Annotated in this window: 21 protein-coding genes and 1 other annotated feature; all 21 genes read left to right on the top strand. The window is 45.3% G+C overall.

Annotated elements, in window-relative coordinates; genetic code table 11:
- The first annotated feature begins 13 nt into the window (after window positions 1–13).
- Window positions 14–1,060: a DMT family transporter gene (locus C805_RS20275; protein ID WP_016215869.1), complete on the top strand. Its 1,047-nt coding sequence runs from the start codon at window positions 14–16 to the stop codon at window positions 1,058–1,060.
- Between the two features lie 67 nt (window positions 1,061–1,127).
- Window positions 1,128–1,363, top strand: a binding site (T-box leader).
- A gap of 112 nt (window positions 1,364–1,475) precedes the next feature.
- Window positions 1,476–4,133 carry a valine--tRNA ligase gene (locus C805_RS20270; RefSeq protein WP_016215868.1) on the top strand — a complete coding sequence of 886 codons (2,658 nt, stop codon included), beginning with the start codon at window positions 1,476–1,478 and terminating at the stop codon, window positions 4,131–4,133.
- A 112-nt stretch (window positions 4,134–4,245) separates the two neighbouring features.
- Window positions 4,246–5,601, top strand: a complete 1,356-nt coding sequence (locus C805_RS20265) for a DUF342 domain-containing protein (RefSeq protein WP_016215867.1) — start codon at window positions 4,246–4,248, stop codon at window positions 5,599–5,601.
- Between the two features lie 274 nt (window positions 5,602–5,875).
- Window positions 5,876–7,192, top strand: a complete 1,317-nt coding sequence (locus C805_RS20260) for a bifunctional folylpolyglutamate synthase/dihydrofolate synthase (protein WP_016215866.1) — start codon at window positions 5,876–5,878, stop codon at window positions 7,190–7,192.
- A complete protein-coding gene (locus C805_RS26830; protein ID WP_016215865.1) occupies window positions 7,185–7,325 on the top strand; it encodes a hypothetical protein in 141 nt (46 codons plus the stop codon). Before C805_RS20260 ends, C805_RS26830 begins: the two co-directional genes overlap by 8 nt.
- A gap of 33 nt (window positions 7,326–7,358) precedes the next feature.
- On the top strand, window positions 7,359–8,681 hold the full coding sequence (locus C805_RS20255; protein WP_016215864.1) for a tetratricopeptide repeat protein: 1,323 nt from the start codon (window positions 7,359–7,361) through the stop codon (window positions 8,679–8,681).
- 184 nt (window positions 8,682–8,865) lie between these two features.
- On the top strand, window positions 8,866–9,186 hold the full coding sequence (locus C805_RS20250) for an STAS domain-containing protein (protein ID WP_016215863.1): 321 nt from the start codon (window positions 8,866–8,868) through the stop codon (window positions 9,184–9,186).
- Window positions 9,187–9,196: 10 nt separating this feature from the next.
- Window positions 9,197–9,628, top strand: coding sequence for an anti-sigma F factor (gene spoIIAB / locus C805_RS20245; RefSeq protein ID WP_016215862.1), 432 nt, complete (start codon window positions 9,197–9,199; stop codon window positions 9,626–9,628).
- 86 nt (window positions 9,629–9,714) lie between these two features.
- Complete coding sequence (locus C805_RS20240; protein ID WP_031201559.1) at window positions 9,715–10,425, top strand: SigB/SigF/SigG family RNA polymerase sigma factor; 711 nt, start codon at window positions 9,715–9,717, stop codon at window positions 10,423–10,425.
- A 157-nt stretch (window positions 10,426–10,582) separates the two neighbouring features.
- Window positions 10,583–10,825, top strand: a complete 243-nt coding sequence (locus C805_RS20235) for a hypothetical protein (RefSeq protein ID WP_016215860.1) — start codon at window positions 10,583–10,585, stop codon at window positions 10,823–10,825.
- 13 nt (window positions 10,826–10,838) lie between these two features.
- Window positions 10,839–11,489, top strand: coding sequence for a stage V sporulation protein AA (locus tag C805_RS20230; RefSeq protein WP_016215859.1), 651 nt, complete (start codon window positions 10,839–10,841; stop codon window positions 11,487–11,489).
- The gene (locus tag C805_RS20225; RefSeq protein ID WP_016215858.1) at window positions 11,479–11,904 is read left to right on the top strand and encodes a stage V sporulation protein AB; all 426 of its coding nucleotides are present in this window, start codon (window positions 11,479–11,481) and stop codon (window positions 11,902–11,904) included. Before C805_RS20230 ends, C805_RS20225 begins: the two co-directional genes overlap by 11 nt.
- An 18-nt stretch (window positions 11,905–11,922) precedes the next feature.
- Complete coding sequence (locus C805_RS20220; protein ID WP_022751335.1) at window positions 11,923–12,408, top strand: SpoVA/SpoVAEb family sporulation membrane protein; 486 nt, start codon at window positions 11,923–11,925, stop codon at window positions 12,406–12,408.
- Window positions 12,409–12,626: 218 nt separating this feature from the next.
- The gene (locus C805_RS20215; protein ID WP_016215856.1) at window positions 12,627–13,847 is read left to right on the top strand and encodes an AAA family ATPase; all 1,221 of its coding nucleotides are present in this window, start codon (window positions 12,627–12,629) and stop codon (window positions 13,845–13,847) included.
- On the top strand, window positions 13,847–14,350 hold the full coding sequence (locus C805_RS20210) for a hypothetical protein (protein ID WP_016215855.1): 504 nt from the start codon (window positions 13,847–13,849) through the stop codon (window positions 14,348–14,350). The genes C805_RS20215 and C805_RS20210 overlap by 1 nt, the downstream gene beginning before the upstream one ends.
- Window positions 14,351–14,529: 179 nt before the next feature.
- Window positions 14,530–14,715, top strand: coding sequence for a hypothetical protein (locus tag C805_RS20205; RefSeq protein WP_016215854.1), 186 nt, complete (start codon window positions 14,530–14,532; stop codon window positions 14,713–14,715).
- Window positions 14,716–15,081: 366 nt separating this feature from the next.
- Window positions 15,082–15,768 (top strand): orotate phosphoribosyltransferase, encoded by a 687-nt coding sequence (gene pyrE / locus C805_RS20200; protein ID WP_016215853.1) that lies wholly within the window; start codon window positions 15,082–15,084, stop codon window positions 15,766–15,768.
- 2 nt (window positions 15,769–15,770) lie between these two features.
- Window positions 15,771–15,923, top strand: coding sequence for a hypothetical protein (locus C805_RS26825; protein WP_016215852.1), 153 nt, complete (start codon window positions 15,771–15,773; stop codon window positions 15,921–15,923).
- 11 nt (window positions 15,924–15,934) lie between these two features.
- Window positions 15,935–16,414 carry a VanZ family protein gene (locus tag C805_RS20190; protein WP_022751334.1) on the top strand — a complete coding sequence of 160 codons (480 nt, stop codon included), beginning with the start codon at window positions 15,935–15,937 and terminating at the stop codon, window positions 16,412–16,414.
- Window positions 16,386–16,703, top strand: a complete 318-nt coding sequence (locus C805_RS20185) for a DUF6142 family protein (RefSeq protein WP_016215850.1) — start codon at window positions 16,386–16,388, stop codon at window positions 16,701–16,703. The genes C805_RS20190 and C805_RS20185 overlap by 29 nt, the downstream gene beginning before the upstream one ends.
- Window positions 16,704–16,760: 57 nt before the next feature.
- Window positions 16,761–18,866, top strand: a complete 2,106-nt coding sequence (locus C805_RS20180) for an aminopeptidase (protein WP_371197671.1) — start codon at window positions 16,761–16,763, stop codon at window positions 18,864–18,866.
- The last annotated feature ends 4 nt before the right edge of the window (window positions 18,867–18,870 follow it).

Below are 18,870 nucleotides of genomic sequence, written 5' to 3'. Positions count from 1 at the left end.
ATGAGGTGACAACGTGAAAAAAACCGCAACACTCTGCGCCCTTGCAGCAGCCGCTCTGTATGCCGTAAATATCCCTCTTTCCAGATTGCTTTTAAACCATGCGGGAGAAGTTATGATGGCGGCGTTTCTGTACTTTGGTGCGGGCGTTGGACTGGCTCTGTATGGAAAAGCAGAGCGGCTTTTGGGAAGACCAGACAGGCAGGAACCCCTGACCGGAAAAGAACTGCCCTGGACCATTGCCATGGTGCTGCTGGACATTGCCGCACCCATACTGTTAATGGCGGGCATTGCCAGAACCAGTCCCGCTAATGTATCTCTGCTGAATAATTTTGAAATCGTAACTACTTCAGTGATAGCGCTGGCTTTGTTCCATGAAGTCATATCCGCAAAACTGTGGCTGTCCATTCTGATGGTGACCGCGGCCAGCATGATTCTCAGCTTTGAAGGAGATGGAGCATTTACCTGGAATACAGGTTCTCTGCTGGTTCTTGGAGCCTGTGTCTGCTGGGGATTTGAAAACAACTGTACCAGAATGATAAGCAACAAAAGTTCTACGGAGATTGTGGTGATAAAAGGCTGCTTTTCCGGGCTGGGCAGTTTTGTCCTGGCATTGATTCTGGGCGAAAATATGCCGAAGCTGCCCTGGATCTGCGCCATCCTGCTGTTGGGATTTATATCCTACGGACTGAGCATTAAACTTTACATAACAGCCCAGAAAAATCTGGGAGCCGCAAAGACCAGCGCTTATTATTCCATAGCACCTTTTCTGGGAGCGGCGCTTGGCATGGCGCTTCCAGGGGAAAAACCAGGTATGCGGTTCTGGGGAGCAATGGCGCTGATGATTGCCAGTACGGTTCTGACCATCCGGGATTCCATTGCCCTGCAGCACACCCATGAGCATGAACATACCCATACCCATGAACATCTGCATGGAACACTTGCGCATAGCCATGAGCATACCCACAGACATACCCATACCCATGTCCATACCGGCGGCTCCGGGCTCCATGAGCATACCCACGACCGGCTGACGGAACATGAACATCTGCATGATTTGTAAAAAATTTCAGTACAGCTCTTGACAATTTGGACGCCAGCTTTTACAATGGACAGAACATCATATGAATGCAAAGGTTGTGAGAAAGAGGAGTACGCAAAACACCCCTGTCAGAGAGGGCAGTTTATAAGCTGGAAGACTGTCTCAGGAAAGCATTGCGGAAGGTAGCTTTTGAACCGGAGAGCTGAACGAAGCGAGGAATCGGTTTCAGTAGGTTTTCCCGGCCCATCCCCGTTACAGGATTTCAAGATGTGCTTTTCATACAGAGTACAAATAAAGGTGGTACCGCGATAAGTCGCCCTTTACCGGTGTGGTAAAGGGCGTTTGTTATCTTACAGGAAATTTTTTCGGAGTTCCTGTAAGATATAAACAGTGATTATACTGCGGCGGAAATGAAATAAACCATAAGGAGAACAGCATGAAGAAAGAATTAGCCAAAACCTATGATCCAAAGTCTATTGAAGACCGTCTCTATCAGAAATGGGAAGAAAATAAATATTTCCATGCGGAAGTGGACAGGAGCAAAAAACCTTTTACGATTGTGATGCCTCCGCCTAATATTACCGGACAGCTCCACATGGGCCACGCCCTGGATAACACCATGCAGGATATTTTAATCCGTTACCGGCGTATGCAGGGGTACAATGCTCTGTGGCAGCCGGGAACAGACCATGCTTCCATTTCCACCGAGGTAAAAGTGATTGAATCCCTGAAAGCACAGGGCATTGACAAAAAGGACCTGGGCCGGGAAGGATTTCTGGAAAAAGTCTGGGAGTGGAAAGAAGAATATGGCGGAAGAATTGTAAAACAGCTTAAGAAAATGGGATCTTCTGCAGACTGGGACAGAGAACGTTTTACCATGGACGAGGGATGTTCCCATGCAGTGCGGGAAGTGTTTATCAAATTATATGAAAAAGGCCTGATTTACAAAGGCTCCAGGATTGTAAACTGGTGTCCCGTATGTAAAACCTCCATTTCAGATGCGGAAGTGGAACATGAGGAACAGGACGGGTTTTTCTGGCATATTAATTATCCCGTAAAGGGAGAAGAAGGAAGGTTTGTGGAAATTGCCACCACCAGGCCGGAAACATTGCTGGGGGACACTGCGGTAGCGGTAAATCCGGAAGATGAGCGATACAGGGATATTATCGGCAAAACACTGATTCTGCCGCTGGTGGGCCGGGAAATTCCCGTTGTGGCGGACCACTATGTGGATAAAGAATTCGGAACAGGATGCGTGAAAATTACGCCGGCCCACGACCCCAACGACTTTGAGGTGGGAAAACGCCATAACCTGCCTGAAATTAATGTGCTCAACGACGACGCCACCATCAACAGAAACGGTGGAAAATATGAAGGCATGGACCGTTATGAAGCCAGAAAATGCATGGTGCAGGAACTGGAAGAACAGGGGCTTCTGGTAAAAGTTGTACCCCATTCTCATAATGTGGGAACCCACGACCGCTGCAATACTACGGTGGAGCCCATGGTAAAACAGCAGTGGTTTGTGAAAATGGATGAACTGATTCAGCCTGCGGCAGAGGCAGTACGAAAAGGCCAGATCACCCTTTTGCCGGAGCGCATGGAAAAAATATATTTTAACTGGACAGACAATATCCGGGACTGGTGTATTTCCAGACAGCTCTGGTGGGGACACCGGATTCCGGCTTACTACTGTGCAGACTGCGGGGAACTTGTGGTTGCCAGAGAAAATCCCGGCAAATGCCCCAAATGCGGCTGCAGCCATATGACGCAGGATGAAGATACCCTGGACACCTGGTTTTCCTCTGCATTGTGGCCCTTTTCCACACTGGGCTGGCCGGAAAAAACAGAAGAGCTGGATTATTTCTATCCCAACGACGTGCTGGTAACGGGATATGATATTATTTTCTTCTGGGTTATCCGCATGATTTTTTCCGGTTATGAACAGATGGGAGAAAAACCCTTCCATACGGTACTGTTCCATGGGCTGATTCGTGATTCTCAGGGCAGGAAAATGAGCAAGTCTCTCGGAAACGGCATTGATCCCCTGGAAGTAATTGACAAATACGGTGCTGACGCGCTGCGGCTGACTCTGGTAACCGGAAATGCCCCAGGCAATGATATGCGTTTTTATTGGGAAAGAGTGGAATCTTCCCGGAACTTTGCAAATAAAATATGGAATGCGTCAAGATTTATCATGATGAATCCTGACGTAGGAAAAATGGAAACGCCTTCTGTTTCGGAACTGGAGCCGGAGGACAGATGGATTTTGTCCAGAGTAAATACCCTGGCAGCAGATGTGACAGAAAATATGGATAAATTTGAGCTTGGAATTGCTGTGCAGAAGGTGTATGATTTCATCTGGGATGAATTCTGCGACTGGTATATTGAAATTTCAAAGACAAGAACCTTTAAGAAGGACGAAAATCCGGAATCTGCAGGCGTGGCAATGTGGACCCTTAAAACGGTGCTGATTCAGGCGCTGAAACTGCTTCATCCTTATATGCCCTTTATTACAGAGGAAATATTCTGCACGCTACAGGAGGAAGAAGATACCATCATGCTGTCCCGGTGGCCGGAGTTCAGGGAAGACTGGCAGTTCCCCGAAGCGGAAGAGGCAGTGGAGCATGTGAAGGATCTGGTAAAGGGAATCCGCAATATCAGAACGGATATGGATGTAAAGCCCGGCAAAAAGGCAAATGTATACATTGTAACCGAAGATGAAACTCTGCAGAATACGTTCCGGACCATGCAGAGGGCATACAGCCTTCTGGCAGGAGCCAGTGAAATACATGTACAGAGAGACAGAACAGGAATCGGAGAAGATGCTGTTTCTGTGGTAATTCCCGGAGCAGTGGTATATCTGCCGCTGGAAGATCTGGTGGATTTTGAGAAAGAAAAAGAGCGCCTTCAGAAAGAAAAAGAACGTCTGAGTAAAGAACTCTCCCGTTCCAGAGGAATGCTCTCCAATGAAAAATTCCTGAGCAAAGCTCCGGAGGCAAAAGTGCAGGAAGAGAAAGAAAAACTTGCGAAATATGAGCAGATGATGGCACAGGTGGAGGAACGTCTGAGCCAGATGAATGGAAAAAATTAATAAATCTAAAATTTGCATAAATATGTTGAAATGAGACGTAAAAATTGGTAGTATAGTATATATAGCGGTATTTTGACAATTGACAGAAATTCCAGACAAGGGGGAATCTGCAATGGAAACTATGACAAAGAAAGAACCACAGATACGAGTCAGTCGAGATAATATGCAGGCGTATCTTTATCTGCCAAATCCGGTAATGGATGCCTATACGGAGCGTGAAGTGCGTGAGGCACTGGAAAAAAGTGGTGTGTCATATGGAATTCAGGAGGATGCACTTAACAATGTATTAGAAAATCAGTTATATAACCGTGAAATACTGATTGCACAGGGAGACCGGCCAAAGGATGGCGTTGACGGCTATTATGAATATAAATTTGATGTGAATTTCAGTAAGAAACCGAAACTGTGCCCTGATGGCTCCGTGGATTACTGGAGTATTAAAATGGTGGAAATTGTTACCGAGGGACAGGAAATTGCGGTGTATCACAAGGCTGTTCCCGGTGTTGATGGAATGAATCTGAAAGGGAAACCGGTACTGGCAAAGAGAGGAAGAGATCTGGTTCCGCTGCGCGGAAAAGGATTTGAGCGTTCCGAAGACGGAACATCCTACATATCGCTGATGGATGGCAAGATAGAAAAGAGCAGTGACCGTATCACCATACTTCCGGTGTACGAGGTAAGTGGTGACGTGGATCTGTCCATCGGAAATATTGATTTCCGGGGAGATGTGATTGTACATGGCACAGTCTGCAGCGGTGTGACAGTCAAGGCAACCGGAACGGTTACGGTAGACGGTGTGGTGGAAGGCGCTAAAATTGAAGCCGGAAAAGATATTGTGCTGCGAAGCGGTGTTATGGGCGCTTCCAGAGCGGTAATCACTACCAGAGGAAATATTTCTGCAAAATTTTTCGAGTATACGCGGGTACATGCCAATGGTTCCATACGGGCTGATGTATTTCTGAACTGCCAGGTATCCTGTGGAGAGAGTATTCTGCTGGATGGAAAGAAAGCCAGCATTGTGGGAGGCGAAGTAGGAGCTATTCAGGGAATTGTGGTGAATACCCTGGGCAGCGACGGAGAAGTTCGGACCCATGTAAGAATCGGCAACGATTCGTCCGTAAGACGCAGAATTGGAATTCTGAGAAATAAGATTGAAGTGGAGAAGGCCAATCTGGAGAAGATTGAAAATGGTCTGAAACTTCTCAAGGACGTGAAAAATGATCCCAGGAGAACAGATCTTCTCCGTGTGAAAATCCGGGATACTGCCCTTCTGGCAGAAGATACGGCGGAACTGGAGAAGCTGGAGGATCAGATGGAACGTGCAAGAGGCTGCACTGTGAGAGTTATCGGTTGTGTATATCCCGGTGTCAGTGTGGAAATTGACGACCTGGAAGTTCATGTGAAGGAAGAACAGTTCAGCCTGGAATTTATCAGGCAGATGGATAAAATTGTTATGTGTGCCCTTTAAAGGCAGGAAAGGGATGATATGTTCCGTCAGCCATAAAAGAGCAGGCAGGACATGGAAGGAGAGAAGGGGCTGTTGCAGAATGCAGCTTAAATACAATGTATGGACAGGGATCCTGTAATCTGAATCCGTATTTTGTATATAGCGGCTATTTTGCAGCAGTTCCTTTTCTTTTGCGTAAAATGCTTTGTTCTTTTTTTGTATTCTGTGTATAAATAAGAATGGATTTCGACACTTTACTATATTATAATGGGTGGAGTGTAAAGAGGTGCCAAAAATGATGAAAACATATGAGGAAACACTGGACTGGATTCTGGAGATTCCCAGATTTACGGTTAAAAATACACTGGAGCATACCGGAGAATTTCTGGCCAGGCTTGGAAATCCCCAGAACGAATTTAAAGTCATCCATGTAGCGGGCAGCAACGGAAAGGGAAGTGTCTGCGCTTATATTGACAGCGTGCTCCGGGCGGCAGGAAAAAAAACAGGATTATTTACCTCTCCCCATCTGGTCCGGCTGGAAGAGAGGTTTGCAGTGAATGGAAAATCCTGCGCTCCCCAGGAGGTGGTATGGGCGGCAGCCCTGGCAGAACAGGCGGCGGAAGAAATGGAGCAAAACGGTCTGCCTCATCCATCCTTTTTTGAATTTGTTTTTGCCATGGGAATGCTGATTTTTTCCCGTCATCAGGTGGAATATGCAGTGCTGGAAACAGGGCTGGGAGGAAGGCTGGATGCCACCAATACAGTGGAGCATCCGCTGCTTACCATAATCACATCCATCAGTCTGGAGCACACGGAAATTCTGGGAGATACCCTGGAAAAGATTGCGCTGGAAAAAGCCGGAATTCTGAAAAAACACGTTCCCGTTGTATACGATACTTCCTGTCCGGAGGCGGAAAAAGTGATTGCCGGGCGAGCAGATGTTTTAAAATGCCCGACGTATCCTGTGGCCGGCCAGAAAATTAAAATTTTATTAAACACAGGAAAAAAGATTGATTTTTCCTATGATTCTGGTTATGATGTTATGGAAGTGGAGATTCCCTTTGGCGCTCCTTATCAGGCACAGAATGCAGCAGTGGCTCTGCAGGCCCTCAAATGTATAAGAGAAACAGAGAAGATTCCCAGGGAAGCAGTCAGACAGGGAATGGCAGGAGTCAGGTGGAAGGGAAGAATGCAGGAAGTACAGCCAGGAGTTTATTTTGACGGAGCACATAACCTGGCAGGAATTGAAAAGTTTTTGGAGGCAGCAGGGCAGATTACAGAGGAATCTGCTGTTTTACTGTTTTCCATGGTGAAGGAAAAGGATTATGTACATGCCGCAGAGCGGCTGCTTACCGGAAGAGCCTGGGAGGAAATTATTCTCACCTCTGTTTCCGGGTCCCGCGGCCTTACATGTGAAACGCTCACGGAACTTTTCCGGAAACTTGCAGAAGAGAAACATCAGACGGTGAAAATCACAGGAATTGAAAAGACGGAGCAGGCATTTGCATATGCATTATCATGCAGGAAACCGGGGCAGAAACTGTTCTGTGCCGGCTCTCTGTATCTGATTGGTGAATTGGAAGAGCTTACAGGAGGTATGCAGAGTGATTAATTTTGAAGAAGAATTGAAGAAATTTAAGCCCAGCCTGGAAGTAGAAGAGGCTGAGGACGCCATTTACGACCGGGATCTGACAGACATGACAGATATTATGCAGGAAATTATCAGGGAGGCAAGACAGCGGTAAGCAGAAGAATTTTGAAGTAATGAAAGGAAATCTATGGATTCTTATAATAAAATTATTTGTGTATCCAACGCGTTGTATAATGATGGATTAGAGAAAGCAAAAATACGGGATCTGTCCGGAGCAGTGCAGTCCCTGAAGAAAAGCCTGCGTTTTTATAAAGCCAATATTCAGGCGAGAAATCTGCTTGGACTGATTTATTATGAAATGGGAGAAGTGGCGGATGCACTGAGCGAGTGGGTGCTCAGCCGGAGCCTGAAACCGGAGGATAATCCGGCGGAACGATATCTGGAGGAGATACAGTCCAACCGCTCTCAGCTGAACTCCATCAATCAGACCATTAAAAAATATAATCAGGCCTTGCTTTACTGTCACCAGGACAGCAGCGATCTGGCCATTATACAGCTGAAAAAGGTACTTTCCATGAATCCGGGTCTGGTAAAAGGCTATCAGCTTCTGGCTTTGCTGTATATGGAAGAGGGAAAATACGAACTGGCCCGGAAAGAACTGCGGACAGCAGCGGAAATTGATACCGGAAATGTGACCACCCTGCGCTATCTGCGGGAAGCAAATCTGTATCTGCAGGGAGATTCCCAGCATGGCAGAGGGGGACGCAGAGAGAAGGAAGAAAAAGTATCCTCCTATCGAAGCGGAAATGAGACGATTATACAGCCCACAAATCTGAAAGATAATTCTGCTGTTATGACCATACTGAATCTGATTATCGGCGTGGGAATCGGCGTGCTGATTACCTGGTTTCTGGTTATTCCGGGCATTCGTCAGAATGTGATCTCAGATGCAAAAAAGGCGGAGCTGGCCGCCAATGATTCTCTCACTACACGTAATCAGGAAATTAAAAGCCTGGAAAATAAAATCGAAGAACTGAACAGGCAGATTGAGAAGCAGGAAGGGGATTCGGACAATGCTCAGAAGATTGTTGACAGTTATGAGCAGCTTCTGGTGGCGTATGATGCCTTTGTGCAGCAGAACATCCAGGGTGCGGGAGATACCATTGTAAATGTGGACTCCAAATTACTGGGAACTCAGGCGAAAACCATTTATGAGACTCTGAATACCCAGGTAAATGAGCAGTATATTTCTGCTGTCTATGCTCAGGCAGAGCAGGATTACCGGGGAAATCGTTTTCCGGAAGCAATTACCGGGCTGGAAAAGGTGGTACAGGCGGAAGAAGATTATAACGACGGATATGCCATTTATTATCTTGCTCAGTCTTACCGTCAGACCGGAGATATGGAAAATGCGAAAAAATATTATCAGAAAATGGTAGAGCTCCATCCCGGTACTTCCCGGGCCAGAAAGTCCCAGCAGTATCTGGATGAAATGGAGCAGCAGCCATAAAAAAGAATAAAGAGAAGAATACAAAAGACGTCATGATGCCATGGCGTCTTTTACATGTTGCAGAGCTTTTTCTGCGGCATATTAAAATATTCAGGAAAACTCAGGGAAAGGAAAACGTGAAAAATTTATCAGTTTTTCACTGACCGCCTGTTTGTGCTGAAAAATGCACAGAATGGAGGAAAATATGGAACACAGATTTGAAAAGGAATACGGGTGCCTGATTTTAAAAATGCCCAGGGAACTGGATCATCATCAGGCAGAAATTTTAAAGGAGGAAGCAGATGAACTGCTACTGAAATATCCGGTGCGCAGTCTGGTATTTGATTTTGAGGATACCTGTTTTATGGACAGCTCCGGCATCGGCGTGGTGATCGGCAGATGTAAAAATGTGCGTTTTTCCGGCGGCTATGTGAAAGCAGTTCATCTGAACAGGCAGATAGAACGGGTGTTTAAACTGTCCGGTCTGAAGAAAATTATGGAAGTGGAACAGGAAGAAGGTTTATAAGGAGGATTTTATGGAACAGATAAGAAATGAAATGAAGATGGAATTTTCGGCGTCATCTTCCAATGAAGGTTTTGCAAGAGTTACGGTAGGGGCTTTTGTGGCGGAGCTGAATCCCACGGTGGACGAGCTTGCAGATATTAAAACAGCGGTCAGCGAGGCTGTTACAAACTGTATTATCCACGGGTATGAGCAAAAAGAAGGCAGTATCTGGATTCAGTGCAGTACCCAGGGACAGCAGGTGGAGCTTTCGGTGATAGATACCGGAAAGGGAATACAGGATATTGCGCAGGCCAGGGAGCCCCTGTTTACTACCAAACCGGAACTGGAAAGATCCGGCATGGGGTTTGCATTTATGGAAGCATTTATGGACGAGGTGGAAATCATTTCGGAGCCGGGAAAAGGAACCTGTGTTACCATGCGCAAAACCATAGGAAAAGGATAGTGGAAGGAAAGGGTGAGACGGTGGAAAAGCAGCTGCAGACAGACAGGGAGGAATGTACATACAAAGAAAAACAGACAGAGAAAGAAATGGTATGGGCTTTGCTGGCAGCGGCCCATCAGGGAGACAGAGACGCCAGAGACCGGATGGTACAGAACAATATGGGACTGGTCTGGAGTATTGTGCACCGGTTTTCCGGCAGGGGCTATGAACTGGAGGAACTGTTTCAGGTGGGAAGCATTGGCCTGATGAAAGCCATTGACAAGTTTGATCTGACTTTTGATGTGAAATTTTCCACGTATGCAGTTCCCATGATTACCGGGGAAATCAAACGGTTTCTGCGGGATGACGGAATGATTCGGGTCAGCCGGAGCCTGAAAGAAAATGGTGCTAAAATAAAACAGGCCAGGGAAAAACTGCAGGCATCTCTCAGCCGGGAGCCCACACTGCAGGAAATTTCAGAAGAAACAGGCTTTCCCAGGGAAGAAATTGTCATGGCACTGGAAGCCAACGGAGAAGTGGAATCCATTGATAAAACATGTTCTCCGGCTGATGGGAAAGAAACCTGTCTGGCAGACCGGATACCCCAGGAACGGGACAGCCATGAGATACTTCTCAATCACATGCTGTTAGAACAGCTTATGGCGGAACTTGGAGATATGGAGCGCAGGCTCATTGAGCTGCGGTATTTTGGTGAAAAAACTCAGATACAGGTGGCCGGAGAGCTGGGAATCAGTCAGGTTCAGGTCAGCAGACTGGAAAAACGGATTCTGCTCAGGATGCGCAACCAGGTGAGATGACAGGAAGAAGTTACACTGTAATTTTTATTCAGCAATGAACTGCTCTGTATAAAAAAGAAAAAATTGATTTCACATAATGGAAACTGCTGTTTCAGGATGAATAAATTTTGGATTTGATGGCATACTACTTCCAAAGATGGAAAAAGGATGTGAGAATATGAGTCGTAATCACAGTATCATTTATCGAATCTGTCTTCTGGCAGTTGTGATTCTTACCATTGCCGGAGGTATTTTCTATTATGTGAATTATGTGGAAAATCAGTCCACAGTAACCGAAGGGACACTGGTTCGGGAAATAAACGGAGTAACAGCGGAAGAAGAGGCCCTGTGTGAAGAAATGGAAGAGGAAGCAGCAGTGGAGGGTTTCCGGCCTTTCGGCAGCACAATGAAATCTGCATAGACTGGAGGAACGTATGGCGGCAAATTCAGATACACTTTACCTGAAAATAGAGCAGAACGTACTGGTACGGGAGCCTTCTGTGGTACTGAAGGATATTGCAAAAATTACTTCCACCAATCCGTCCCTGGTCAGTAAATTAAAAACCATGAAGATTTATACCTTTCATACCCCTGTGGGCCAGAGAAGAAAGAAAAAACAGGCGGAAGTATTTTCTGTCATGAAAATCATTGAACTGATTGGAAAGGAATTTCCCAATGTGGAGGTTCAGAATATCGGGGAAAAGGATTTTGTTCTGGAATACGAACCGAAGCAGGAGCCCAAATGGCTGCTTTATTTAAAAACAGCAGTGCTGTGCGTGCTGATTTTTTTCGGCTCGGCATTTACCATTATGACCTTTAATAATGATGTGGGCGTGGGAGAAGTATTTGCGGATTTTTACAGGCAGGTGATGGGCACGGAATCCAGTGGATTTACCGCTTTGGAGGTGTGCTATTCCATCGGGCTGTTCCTGGGAATCATGATATTTTTTAACCATGTGGGACATAAAAAGATCACCCATGATCCCACGCCTATTCAGGTGGAAATGCGCACTTATGAAAAAGATGTGGATTCTACTTTTATAGAAAACTGCGGAAGAAAAGGAACCAGCAACGATGTGGATTAGACAGGTGTTTTTGGGATTTTTGGGACTGGCCAGCGGGTCTGCCATTGCGGCAGGCGTATTCAGCTTTATTATTTCCATAGGCGTTGTACCAAGAATTATTGGAAAAAGCCGTACAGCAGCAGATATTATTGTCTACGAAAATGCAGTTGTACTGGGCGGAGCGGCAGGAAATATCATTTCTCTGTTTCATGTGCAGATACCGCTGGGCATCTGGGCTGTGATTCTGTTTGGCCTGTCAGCCGGAATTTTTACCGGGTGTCTGGCAGTGGCGCTGGCAGAAATTCTGAATACTTTTCCCATTATGTTCCGGCGTTTTGGGATAAAAGAGGGATTAAGCTGGATGTTGTTTTTCATGGCTCTGGGAAAAGCTCTGGGCGCACTGTATTTTTATTATCATCATATGCAGCAAATGTAGGCAGAAAGAAAGCGAGGTATGGATATGGCACAGGAAACCATGGAACAGAAGGAGAAGAAAAATCAGGAATATAATGAATATGTCAAACAGGTTACGCCCACCCATTCCCTTCCGGCAAATATGCTGAAAGCCTTTATTACAGGAGGAATTATCTGCGTTGTGGGTCAGATTATTCTGAATCTTGCAGTTGATACCTTTGGAATGGATAAAGAAACTGCCGGAAGCTGGTGCAGTATGCTGCTGGTGCTGATGAGCGTGATTTTAACAGGACTGAATATTTATCCGTCTGTTGCAAACTGGGGCGGGGCAGGAGCGCTGGTGCCCATTACCGGATTTGCCAATTCTGTGGCGGCTCCGGCTATTGAGTTTCAGAAGGAAGGCCAGGTGTTCGGCATTGGATGTAAGATTTTTACCATTGCAGGGCCGGTGATTCTGTATGGGATTTTTACCAGCTGGGTGCTGGGACTGATTTACTGGGCCGGGAAGATGGCCGGTATTTTCTGAAAGTAACAGAAAAGAAGTGTAAAAAGTAAATGTTGTGAGCAGGGCAGCGGACACAGGAAGTTTTAATGGGTTCACTGCCCTGCTTGACAATGTGTTATTGAAAATATTACAATATTATGATAACAGCATATAAAAATTCAGGAATTAAAAAACACAGGCAGGAAGAGGGTATTTTGATCATTGTAACTGCAAAGTGAAATGTGCGAGGAGAAAATATTGTGATTAAAAGTGTTAAATTAAGAAACTGGAAGAGTTATGAAGAAAGTATTCTGTATATAGATTCATTGATGATTGTGATTGGAGCGAATTCAAGCGGGAAGTCAAATGCAGTGGATGCGTTGATTTTTCTCAGCAGAATTGCAGGCGGAGCAGGTATTTTTCAGGCCATTGGAGGGGACGTCAGTTTGAGTGCCTTAAGAGGCGGAATGGACTGGGTTTGCAGAAAAGGAACAAATTCATTTACACTGGAAGTTGTGATGGAATATGAAGAGAATGATTATGAGTATGTCATTACTGTAGAGACCGGGACTGCCAGAGCCCTGGTTACAGAAGAAAAACTTAATTTATGCGGCAGAAATCAGAGATTGTTTTATACAAATTTACAGGACAGAGAATTATTAAGTATTCCAACATATTTTTACACCGGGAAACCGGGAAAAAGACAGAATTTTGACTTAAACAGAAATACATCAATATTATATCAAAGTAAAACATTGCAGCTTAGAAATAAAGAAACAGCAAACATCATATCGGAACTGGCCAAACAGTTAAGCGGGATTTTTGTATTGGATCCCACCCCAAATCATATGCGGGATTATGCGGCACTGGCGGAGAAACTGTCATCTGATGGTTCCAATATTGCAGGAGTGCTGGCGGCTTTAAACGATGAACAAAGAGAAAAAGTGCAGAAAAAACTCACATCTTATTTAAGAAAAATTCCGGAAAAGGATATCGAAGATGTATGGACGGAACGCATCGGAAAATTTAATACGGATGCCATGCTTTACTGTAAAGAGGCGTGGCAGGAGAATGATGAATGCATTGTGGATGCAAGAGGAATGTCAGATGGTACATTAAGATTTCTTGCAATTATGACAGCATTGCTTACCAATGAGGCGAACAGGCTTATTGTCATAGAGGAAGTGGATAATGGCCTGCATCCGTCACGGGCCAAAATTCTGCTGAATATGTTAAAAGAACTGGGAAATGAAAAAAAAGCAGATGTGTTAATCACAACACACAATCCTGCTTTGCTGGATGCGGCCGGAACATCCATGATACCGTTTATTACAGTTGCGCACAGAGATGACAGAGGCCAAAGCCATTTAAAGCTGCTGGAGGATATCCGGGAACTGCCCAAAATGATATCCACCGGAAATATCGGTGATCTGGTTACAAATGGTAAAATTGAATCTGCCCTTACAAGGGAGGAGCAGTAATGCAGAAAGTATTAATCATTGATACAAGTATTTTGTGTGTGTATCTTAAAGTACCGTTTATGGAAGAATGCGGGCCGAATAATGACAAATGGGATTATAACAGAGTCTGTGAGAAAATTAACTATGAGATTGCTCAGAAGAGCCTGCTGGTGTTACCGCTGGCCGCTTTGATAGAAACCGGGAATCATATTGCCCATGTATCCGGTGAACGGTATGGACTTGCAAAGGATTTATCTGAGATTATAATAAAAGCGGCAACTGCAGAAGAACCATGGGCAGCTTTTACTTCTCAGAATGAGCTGTGGAGTGAAAAAAATCTGAGAAAACTCGCAGATGACTGGCCGGCATTAGCAGCAGAAAAACTGTCTATTGGTGATATGACAATAAAGAATGTAGCTGAATTTTATACAGAATCCGGTTTCAGAGTTGAAATACTGACTGGGGATGGAGGGCTCAAAGCATATGAACCTGAGAAAATAACAGTGCCAAGAAGGCGCAGATAAACAGGACAATCTGGAAATTATCTTTTTACATAAAATGCAGACAGGTGTTAAAAGTGCCTGAGTCCTGACAGAGAATCATAAAACAGTATGAGAATACGGATAAAAATTTTCACAATGGAGGTATAAACTGCTTTTCCCCGGTCTATACTACTGTTATATGTAAAAGGAAGGGGAACGTCATGGAGAATAAATATGATATGCCCATCGGGCTGAGTTTTCAGCTGGGCCTGAATGAAAAGGCCCTGTCTGTCTATGCCCAGATGGACGAATCAGAGAAAAAGCAGGTGGTGGAAGCTGCCAGAAATGTAACTTCCAAGGCAGAGATGCAGCAGCTTGTATCGGAACTGGAGCGTAATTTCATATGAAGAACTGCAGGAAAAGATTTGGTGCTAACTTCCAGGGCCAGATCTTTTTTTATTCTATAGGAAATTCCTCTGGATTTCCTATAGAATAAAAAAACAATGATGCGCAGCTCGCGGGGGTGATGTTTATTGCTGCGCAATCCGCTCGCGCGCGGAGAATGCGCATAGCGCATTCTTTTTTATCTTATAGGAAATTTCTTGTTCCGCTAACGTGCAAAAGTATTTCCTGTAAGATAAAAATAATTATGCGCACTCGTGCAAATAGCAATTGCGCACCGTCATGTTTTATGATAGTATAAACGTGAAGTTTTGAAACGATGCAGACAGGTTGGATTTCCTGAAAAGCCGGACAGGAGGATTTGAGATAAAATGGAACAGTATAAGCAGGAATTTATAGAATTTATGGTGGACTGCCAGGTATTAAAGTTTGGCGAATTTGTTTTAAAAAGCGGAAGAAAATCTCCATTTTTCATGAACGCGGGAGCCTATGTGACAGGAGCTCAGCTCGACAGGCTGGGAGAATATTATGCCAGAGCAATTCATGAACATTACGGGGACGACTTTGATGTACTGTTCGGGCCCGCTTACAAAGGAATCCCATTGAGCGTTGCCACTACCATGGCTTACAGCAGGCTGTTCGGAAAGGAAATCCGTTACTGTTCGAACCGGAAGGAAGTCAAAGACCACGGAGATACCGGAATTCTGCTGGGAAGTAAACTGGCCGACGGCGACCGGGTGGTGATTATCGAAGATGTTACCACTTCCGGAAAATCCATGGAAGAAACCGTTCCCATAATCCGGGCTCAGGCTGAGATAGAGATAAAGGGCCTGATTGTATCACTGAACCGGATGGAGCGGGGAAAAGGAGAACAGAGCGCACTGGAAGAAATCCGGGAACTGTACGGGTTCGATACCAATGCCATTGTAACCATGGAGGAAGTGGTGGAATGCCTGCATAATAAACCATATAAAGGAAATATATATATTAATGATGAAATGAAAGCATCCATAGACCGATATTATGCTCAGTATGGAGCAAAACAGCAGGAGGTTTGAGTATGAACGAGAAAATATACAAAACCATGAGTATTACAGGAGCCGGCAACATTGCCCTGGGCGTTGTTGCCATAGTGAGCGGCGTTGCCTGCGGAGTTCTGGCAATTATAAGCGGAGCAAGAATCTTAAAGTGTAAAGCGGATATTATATTTTAAGGGTTGAAGAATTGAAAAATGATTATAAAAAAATACTCCGGATATGCAGCAGAATCATGTTCGGAGTCTATATTATTTGCCTGACATATTTTCTGTTTTTTGCAGAAAGTACGGGACGTACTTTCGAAGGGAGAACCTATCATTATAATCTGGAGCTGTTTAAGGAAATCAGACGTTTCATTGTGTACCGTCATTCTCTGGGGACAAAAGCGGTGCTGTTAAATCTGCTGGGAAATATTGTGGCCTTTATTCCTTTCGGATTTTTTCTTCCGGTACTGTATCCCAGGTGCCGTTCCTTTTTATATACCGTGTTTTTCAGTTTTGAATTCAGTCTGATGGTAGAGACCATTCAGTTAGTGTCCAAAGTGGGAAGTTTCGATGTGGACGATATGCTGCTGAATACCATCGGCGGTGCTTTGGGTTGCCTGATTTTTTACTGGATGAACCGAGTAAGGAGGAATTATGAGACGAAAGAAAAAAAACAGTTATAAATTTGCAGGGAAAAAACATTCCAGACGGGGGAAAATATCCCTCTCTCTGGCAGTCCTGTCTGTGCTGATGGGAATTGGAATGGTGGTGTTCTCCGTACAGAACAGCGGAAACGCCAGCGTTTATGTGGGCAGTGCAGGAATGTTTACACTGCTGATGACAGTGGTGTCGCTGCTGATTGGAATTACAAGCCTGCGGGAAGAAAGCTATAAACTGTTTCCGATACTGGGCAGCATCTGCTCCGGTATTGTGCTGGCAGGCTGGATTATGGTCTATATATCCGGTATCTGATAAGGGACGGACATACAGAAATTCCAAAAAAGGCACAGGTGTACGGAGATGAAATATGTGCACAAATATGAAATGGGAAAGGATGATTTTGTGGGTTATCGGGAAATATGGCAGCCATACCGGGAGGAAGTAGAAGAACGTTTCCCCCTTTGTATGGAGCGGCTGGAAAAAATTGAGACAGAAGAGACAGTGCAGGAACCATACCGTGATTATTTCCGGCAGGCAGCAGCTTTTCTGAGGGAGATTGGCAGGCTGGAAGAGGAAATTGCCTGCGGAGCATGGGAACAGAAAAGCCCGGAGGAAAAATCAGAAGAAAACATGAGGCTGTACCAGGAGGTGCTGCCGGAACATTATGGGAACAGCTATGCCAGCCCGGCCTTTGCAGCGGACAGGCTGGGAGAAGGGTTTGGAAAGCTGCTGAGCGCTCTGTATGCGGATTTCCGCTCTCTGATTCCTTATGCATTTGAAAGCAGGATTTATGATATTACCATTTTCAGTGAATTGCTGGTGGAAATTTACAATGCCTTTGAGGGCGAAGAACTGCCCCAGGAACGGGAGATTCAGCAGATGATATACTGGTTTTTCCATGATTACGGGGAAGTGTTTACTGAAATCAGCGTGCTGGCACAGGCCAGTCCGGAACTGGATTTTTATACCCGAATTATTATGGAAAGTAATCTGGAAGATTTGCAGTATCTGTACCGCTATGGAGCTTACATTACTGAAAATGAAAGGAAAACAGCAGAATTTTTAAACAGTCTGCCCCAGGAACAGATTCAGGCCATGGCAGATACTTATACGGAAGGGTATCGCATTGGGTTTGAAGTGACAGGCAAGGATTTGTCTAAAAAGAAATTTGTGGATCTGCGCTATCCCATCGGTTTTGAACGTATGATGCGGGCGGCAGTGAAGAATTTTGCGAAAATGGGACTGGAACCGGTGATGATGCGGAGTGCAGAACTTTCTTTTTCCGGCAGAGGAACGGGCAGCCGGTCAGTGGAAAGCACCTCGCCCAACCGCCAGTATGAGTTTGACCACAAAGCCGACCGGGCGCTGTATCTGGATAAATCACTGGTGGAGCGCCGACTGGAAGTGCTGAAAACCGCTTATGAGGCCCGGAAAAAAGAAGCGGCCTGGTATGCAGGCCCTGCAGTGGTGGAGACCTTTGGACAGGCGGGCTTTGAGCCCAAGAGCAGTCCCTGTGCATGGCAGTACACGGAAAAGCAGCAGAAGCTGAATGTGTATTATTCCAATATGGCATCACAGATTACCAACACATATATCAGAGGAGAAGAACGCAGCTTTACCATTATCGCTTATCCCATACCGGAAATCGGGCCGGATTATCAGGAAATCTTTGCAAAAACTGTGGAAGTAAATACGCTGGATTATAAATTGTACCAGGAAATACAGCAGAAAATCATAGATGTGCTGGATGAGGGAGAATCTGTGCGGATTACCGGTAAGGGGAAAAACACCACAGATTTGACGGTGGCTCTTTATCCTCTGAAAGACAGGAACAGGGAGACCGCATTTGAAAACTGTGTGGCAGATGTGAATATTCCGGTGGGAGAAGTGTTTACTTCTCCGGTGCTTAAAGGGACGAATGGACGCCTTCATGTGACGCAGGTATATCTGAGCGGACTGAAATACCTGGACCTGGAGCTGGAATTTAAAGACGGTATGATTTGCAGCTATCGCTGCGGTAATTTTAAGACGGAGCAGGAGAACCTTGCATTTTTAAAGGAAAATCTGCTGAAACACCACGAAACCCTTCCTCTGGGGGAATTTGCCATTGGAACCAATACCACTGCTTACCGGATGGGCATTGACTATCAGATTCAGGACAGGCTGCCCATTCTGATTGCGGAAAAGACAGGGCCCCATTTTGCAGTGGGAGATACCTGTTACAGCTGGGCGGAGGACACACCGATATTTAATCCCGATGGAAAAGAAATTGTAGCCAGAGAAAACGAGATATCCAGACTGCGAAAAGAAGATACACAGAAAGCATATTTCAGCTGCCATATGGATATTACCATTCCCTATGACGAGCTGGATTGTATAACAGTACAGAAAAAGGACGGAACCTCTGTGGATGTCATCCGGGACGGAAAATTCGTGGTTCCGGGGACGGAGCTGCTGAACAGGCCTCTGGAATAAGAAA

The sequence above is a fragment of the Eubacterium sp. 14-2 genome (assembly GCF_000403845.2).
Classification (GTDB): Bacteria; Bacillota; Clostridia; order Lachnospirales; family Lachnospiraceae; genus Petralouisia.
This window is presented reverse-complemented; position numbering and strand designations above follow the sequence as displayed.

Coding starts and splice junctions, on each gene's coding strand:
- C805_RS20270 (WP_016215868.1), top strand. CDS start 1,476: ATGAAGAAAGAATTAGCCAAAACCTATGATCCAAAGTCTATTGAAGAC.
- C805_RS20265 (WP_016215867.1), top strand. CDS start 4,246: ATGGAAACTATGACAAAGAAAGAACCACAGATACGAGTCAGTCGAGAT.
- C805_RS20260 (WP_016215866.1), top strand. CDS start 5,876: ATGATGAAAACATATGAGGAAACACTGGACTGGATTCTGGAGATTCCC.
- C805_RS20255 (WP_016215864.1), top strand. CDS start 7,359: ATGGATTCTTATAATAAAATTATTTGTGTATCCAACGCGTTGTATAAT.
- C805_RS20250 (WP_016215863.1), top strand. CDS start 8,866: ATGGAACACAGATTTGAAAAGGAATACGGGTGCCTGATTTTAAAAATG.
- spoIIAB (WP_016215862.1), top strand. CDS start 9,197: ATGGAACAGATAAGAAATGAAATGAAGATGGAATTTTCGGCGTCATCT.
- C805_RS20240 (WP_031201559.1), top strand. CDS start 9,715: ATGGTATGGGCTTTGCTGGCAGCGGCCCATCAGGGAGACAGAGACGCC.
- C805_RS20235 (WP_016215860.1), top strand. CDS start 10,583: ATGAGTCGTAATCACAGTATCATTTATCGAATCTGTCTTCTGGCAGTT.
- C805_RS20230 (WP_016215859.1), top strand. CDS start 10,839: ATGGCGGCAAATTCAGATACACTTTACCTGAAAATAGAGCAGAACGTA.
- C805_RS20225 (WP_016215858.1), top strand. CDS start 11,479: ATGTGGATTAGACAGGTGTTTTTGGGATTTTTGGGACTGGCCAGCGGG.
- C805_RS20220 (WP_022751335.1), top strand. CDS start 11,923: ATGGATATGGCACAGGAAACCATGGAACAGAAGGAGAAGAAAAATCAG.
- C805_RS20210 (WP_016215855.1), top strand. CDS start 13,847: ATGCAGAAAGTATTAATCATTGATACAAGTATTTTGTGTGTGTATCTT.
- C805_RS20205 (WP_016215854.1), top strand. CDS start 14,530: ATGGAGAATAAATATGATATGCCCATCGGGCTGAGTTTTCAGCTGGGC.
- pyrE (WP_016215853.1), top strand. CDS start 15,082: ATGGAACAGTATAAGCAGGAATTTATAGAATTTATGGTGGACTGCCAG.
- C805_RS26825 (WP_016215852.1), top strand. CDS start 15,771: ATGAACGAGAAAATATACAAAACCATGAGTATTACAGGAGCCGGCAAC.
- C805_RS20185 (WP_016215850.1), top strand. CDS start 16,386: ATGAGACGAAAGAAAAAAAACAGTTATAAATTTGCAGGGAAAAAACAT.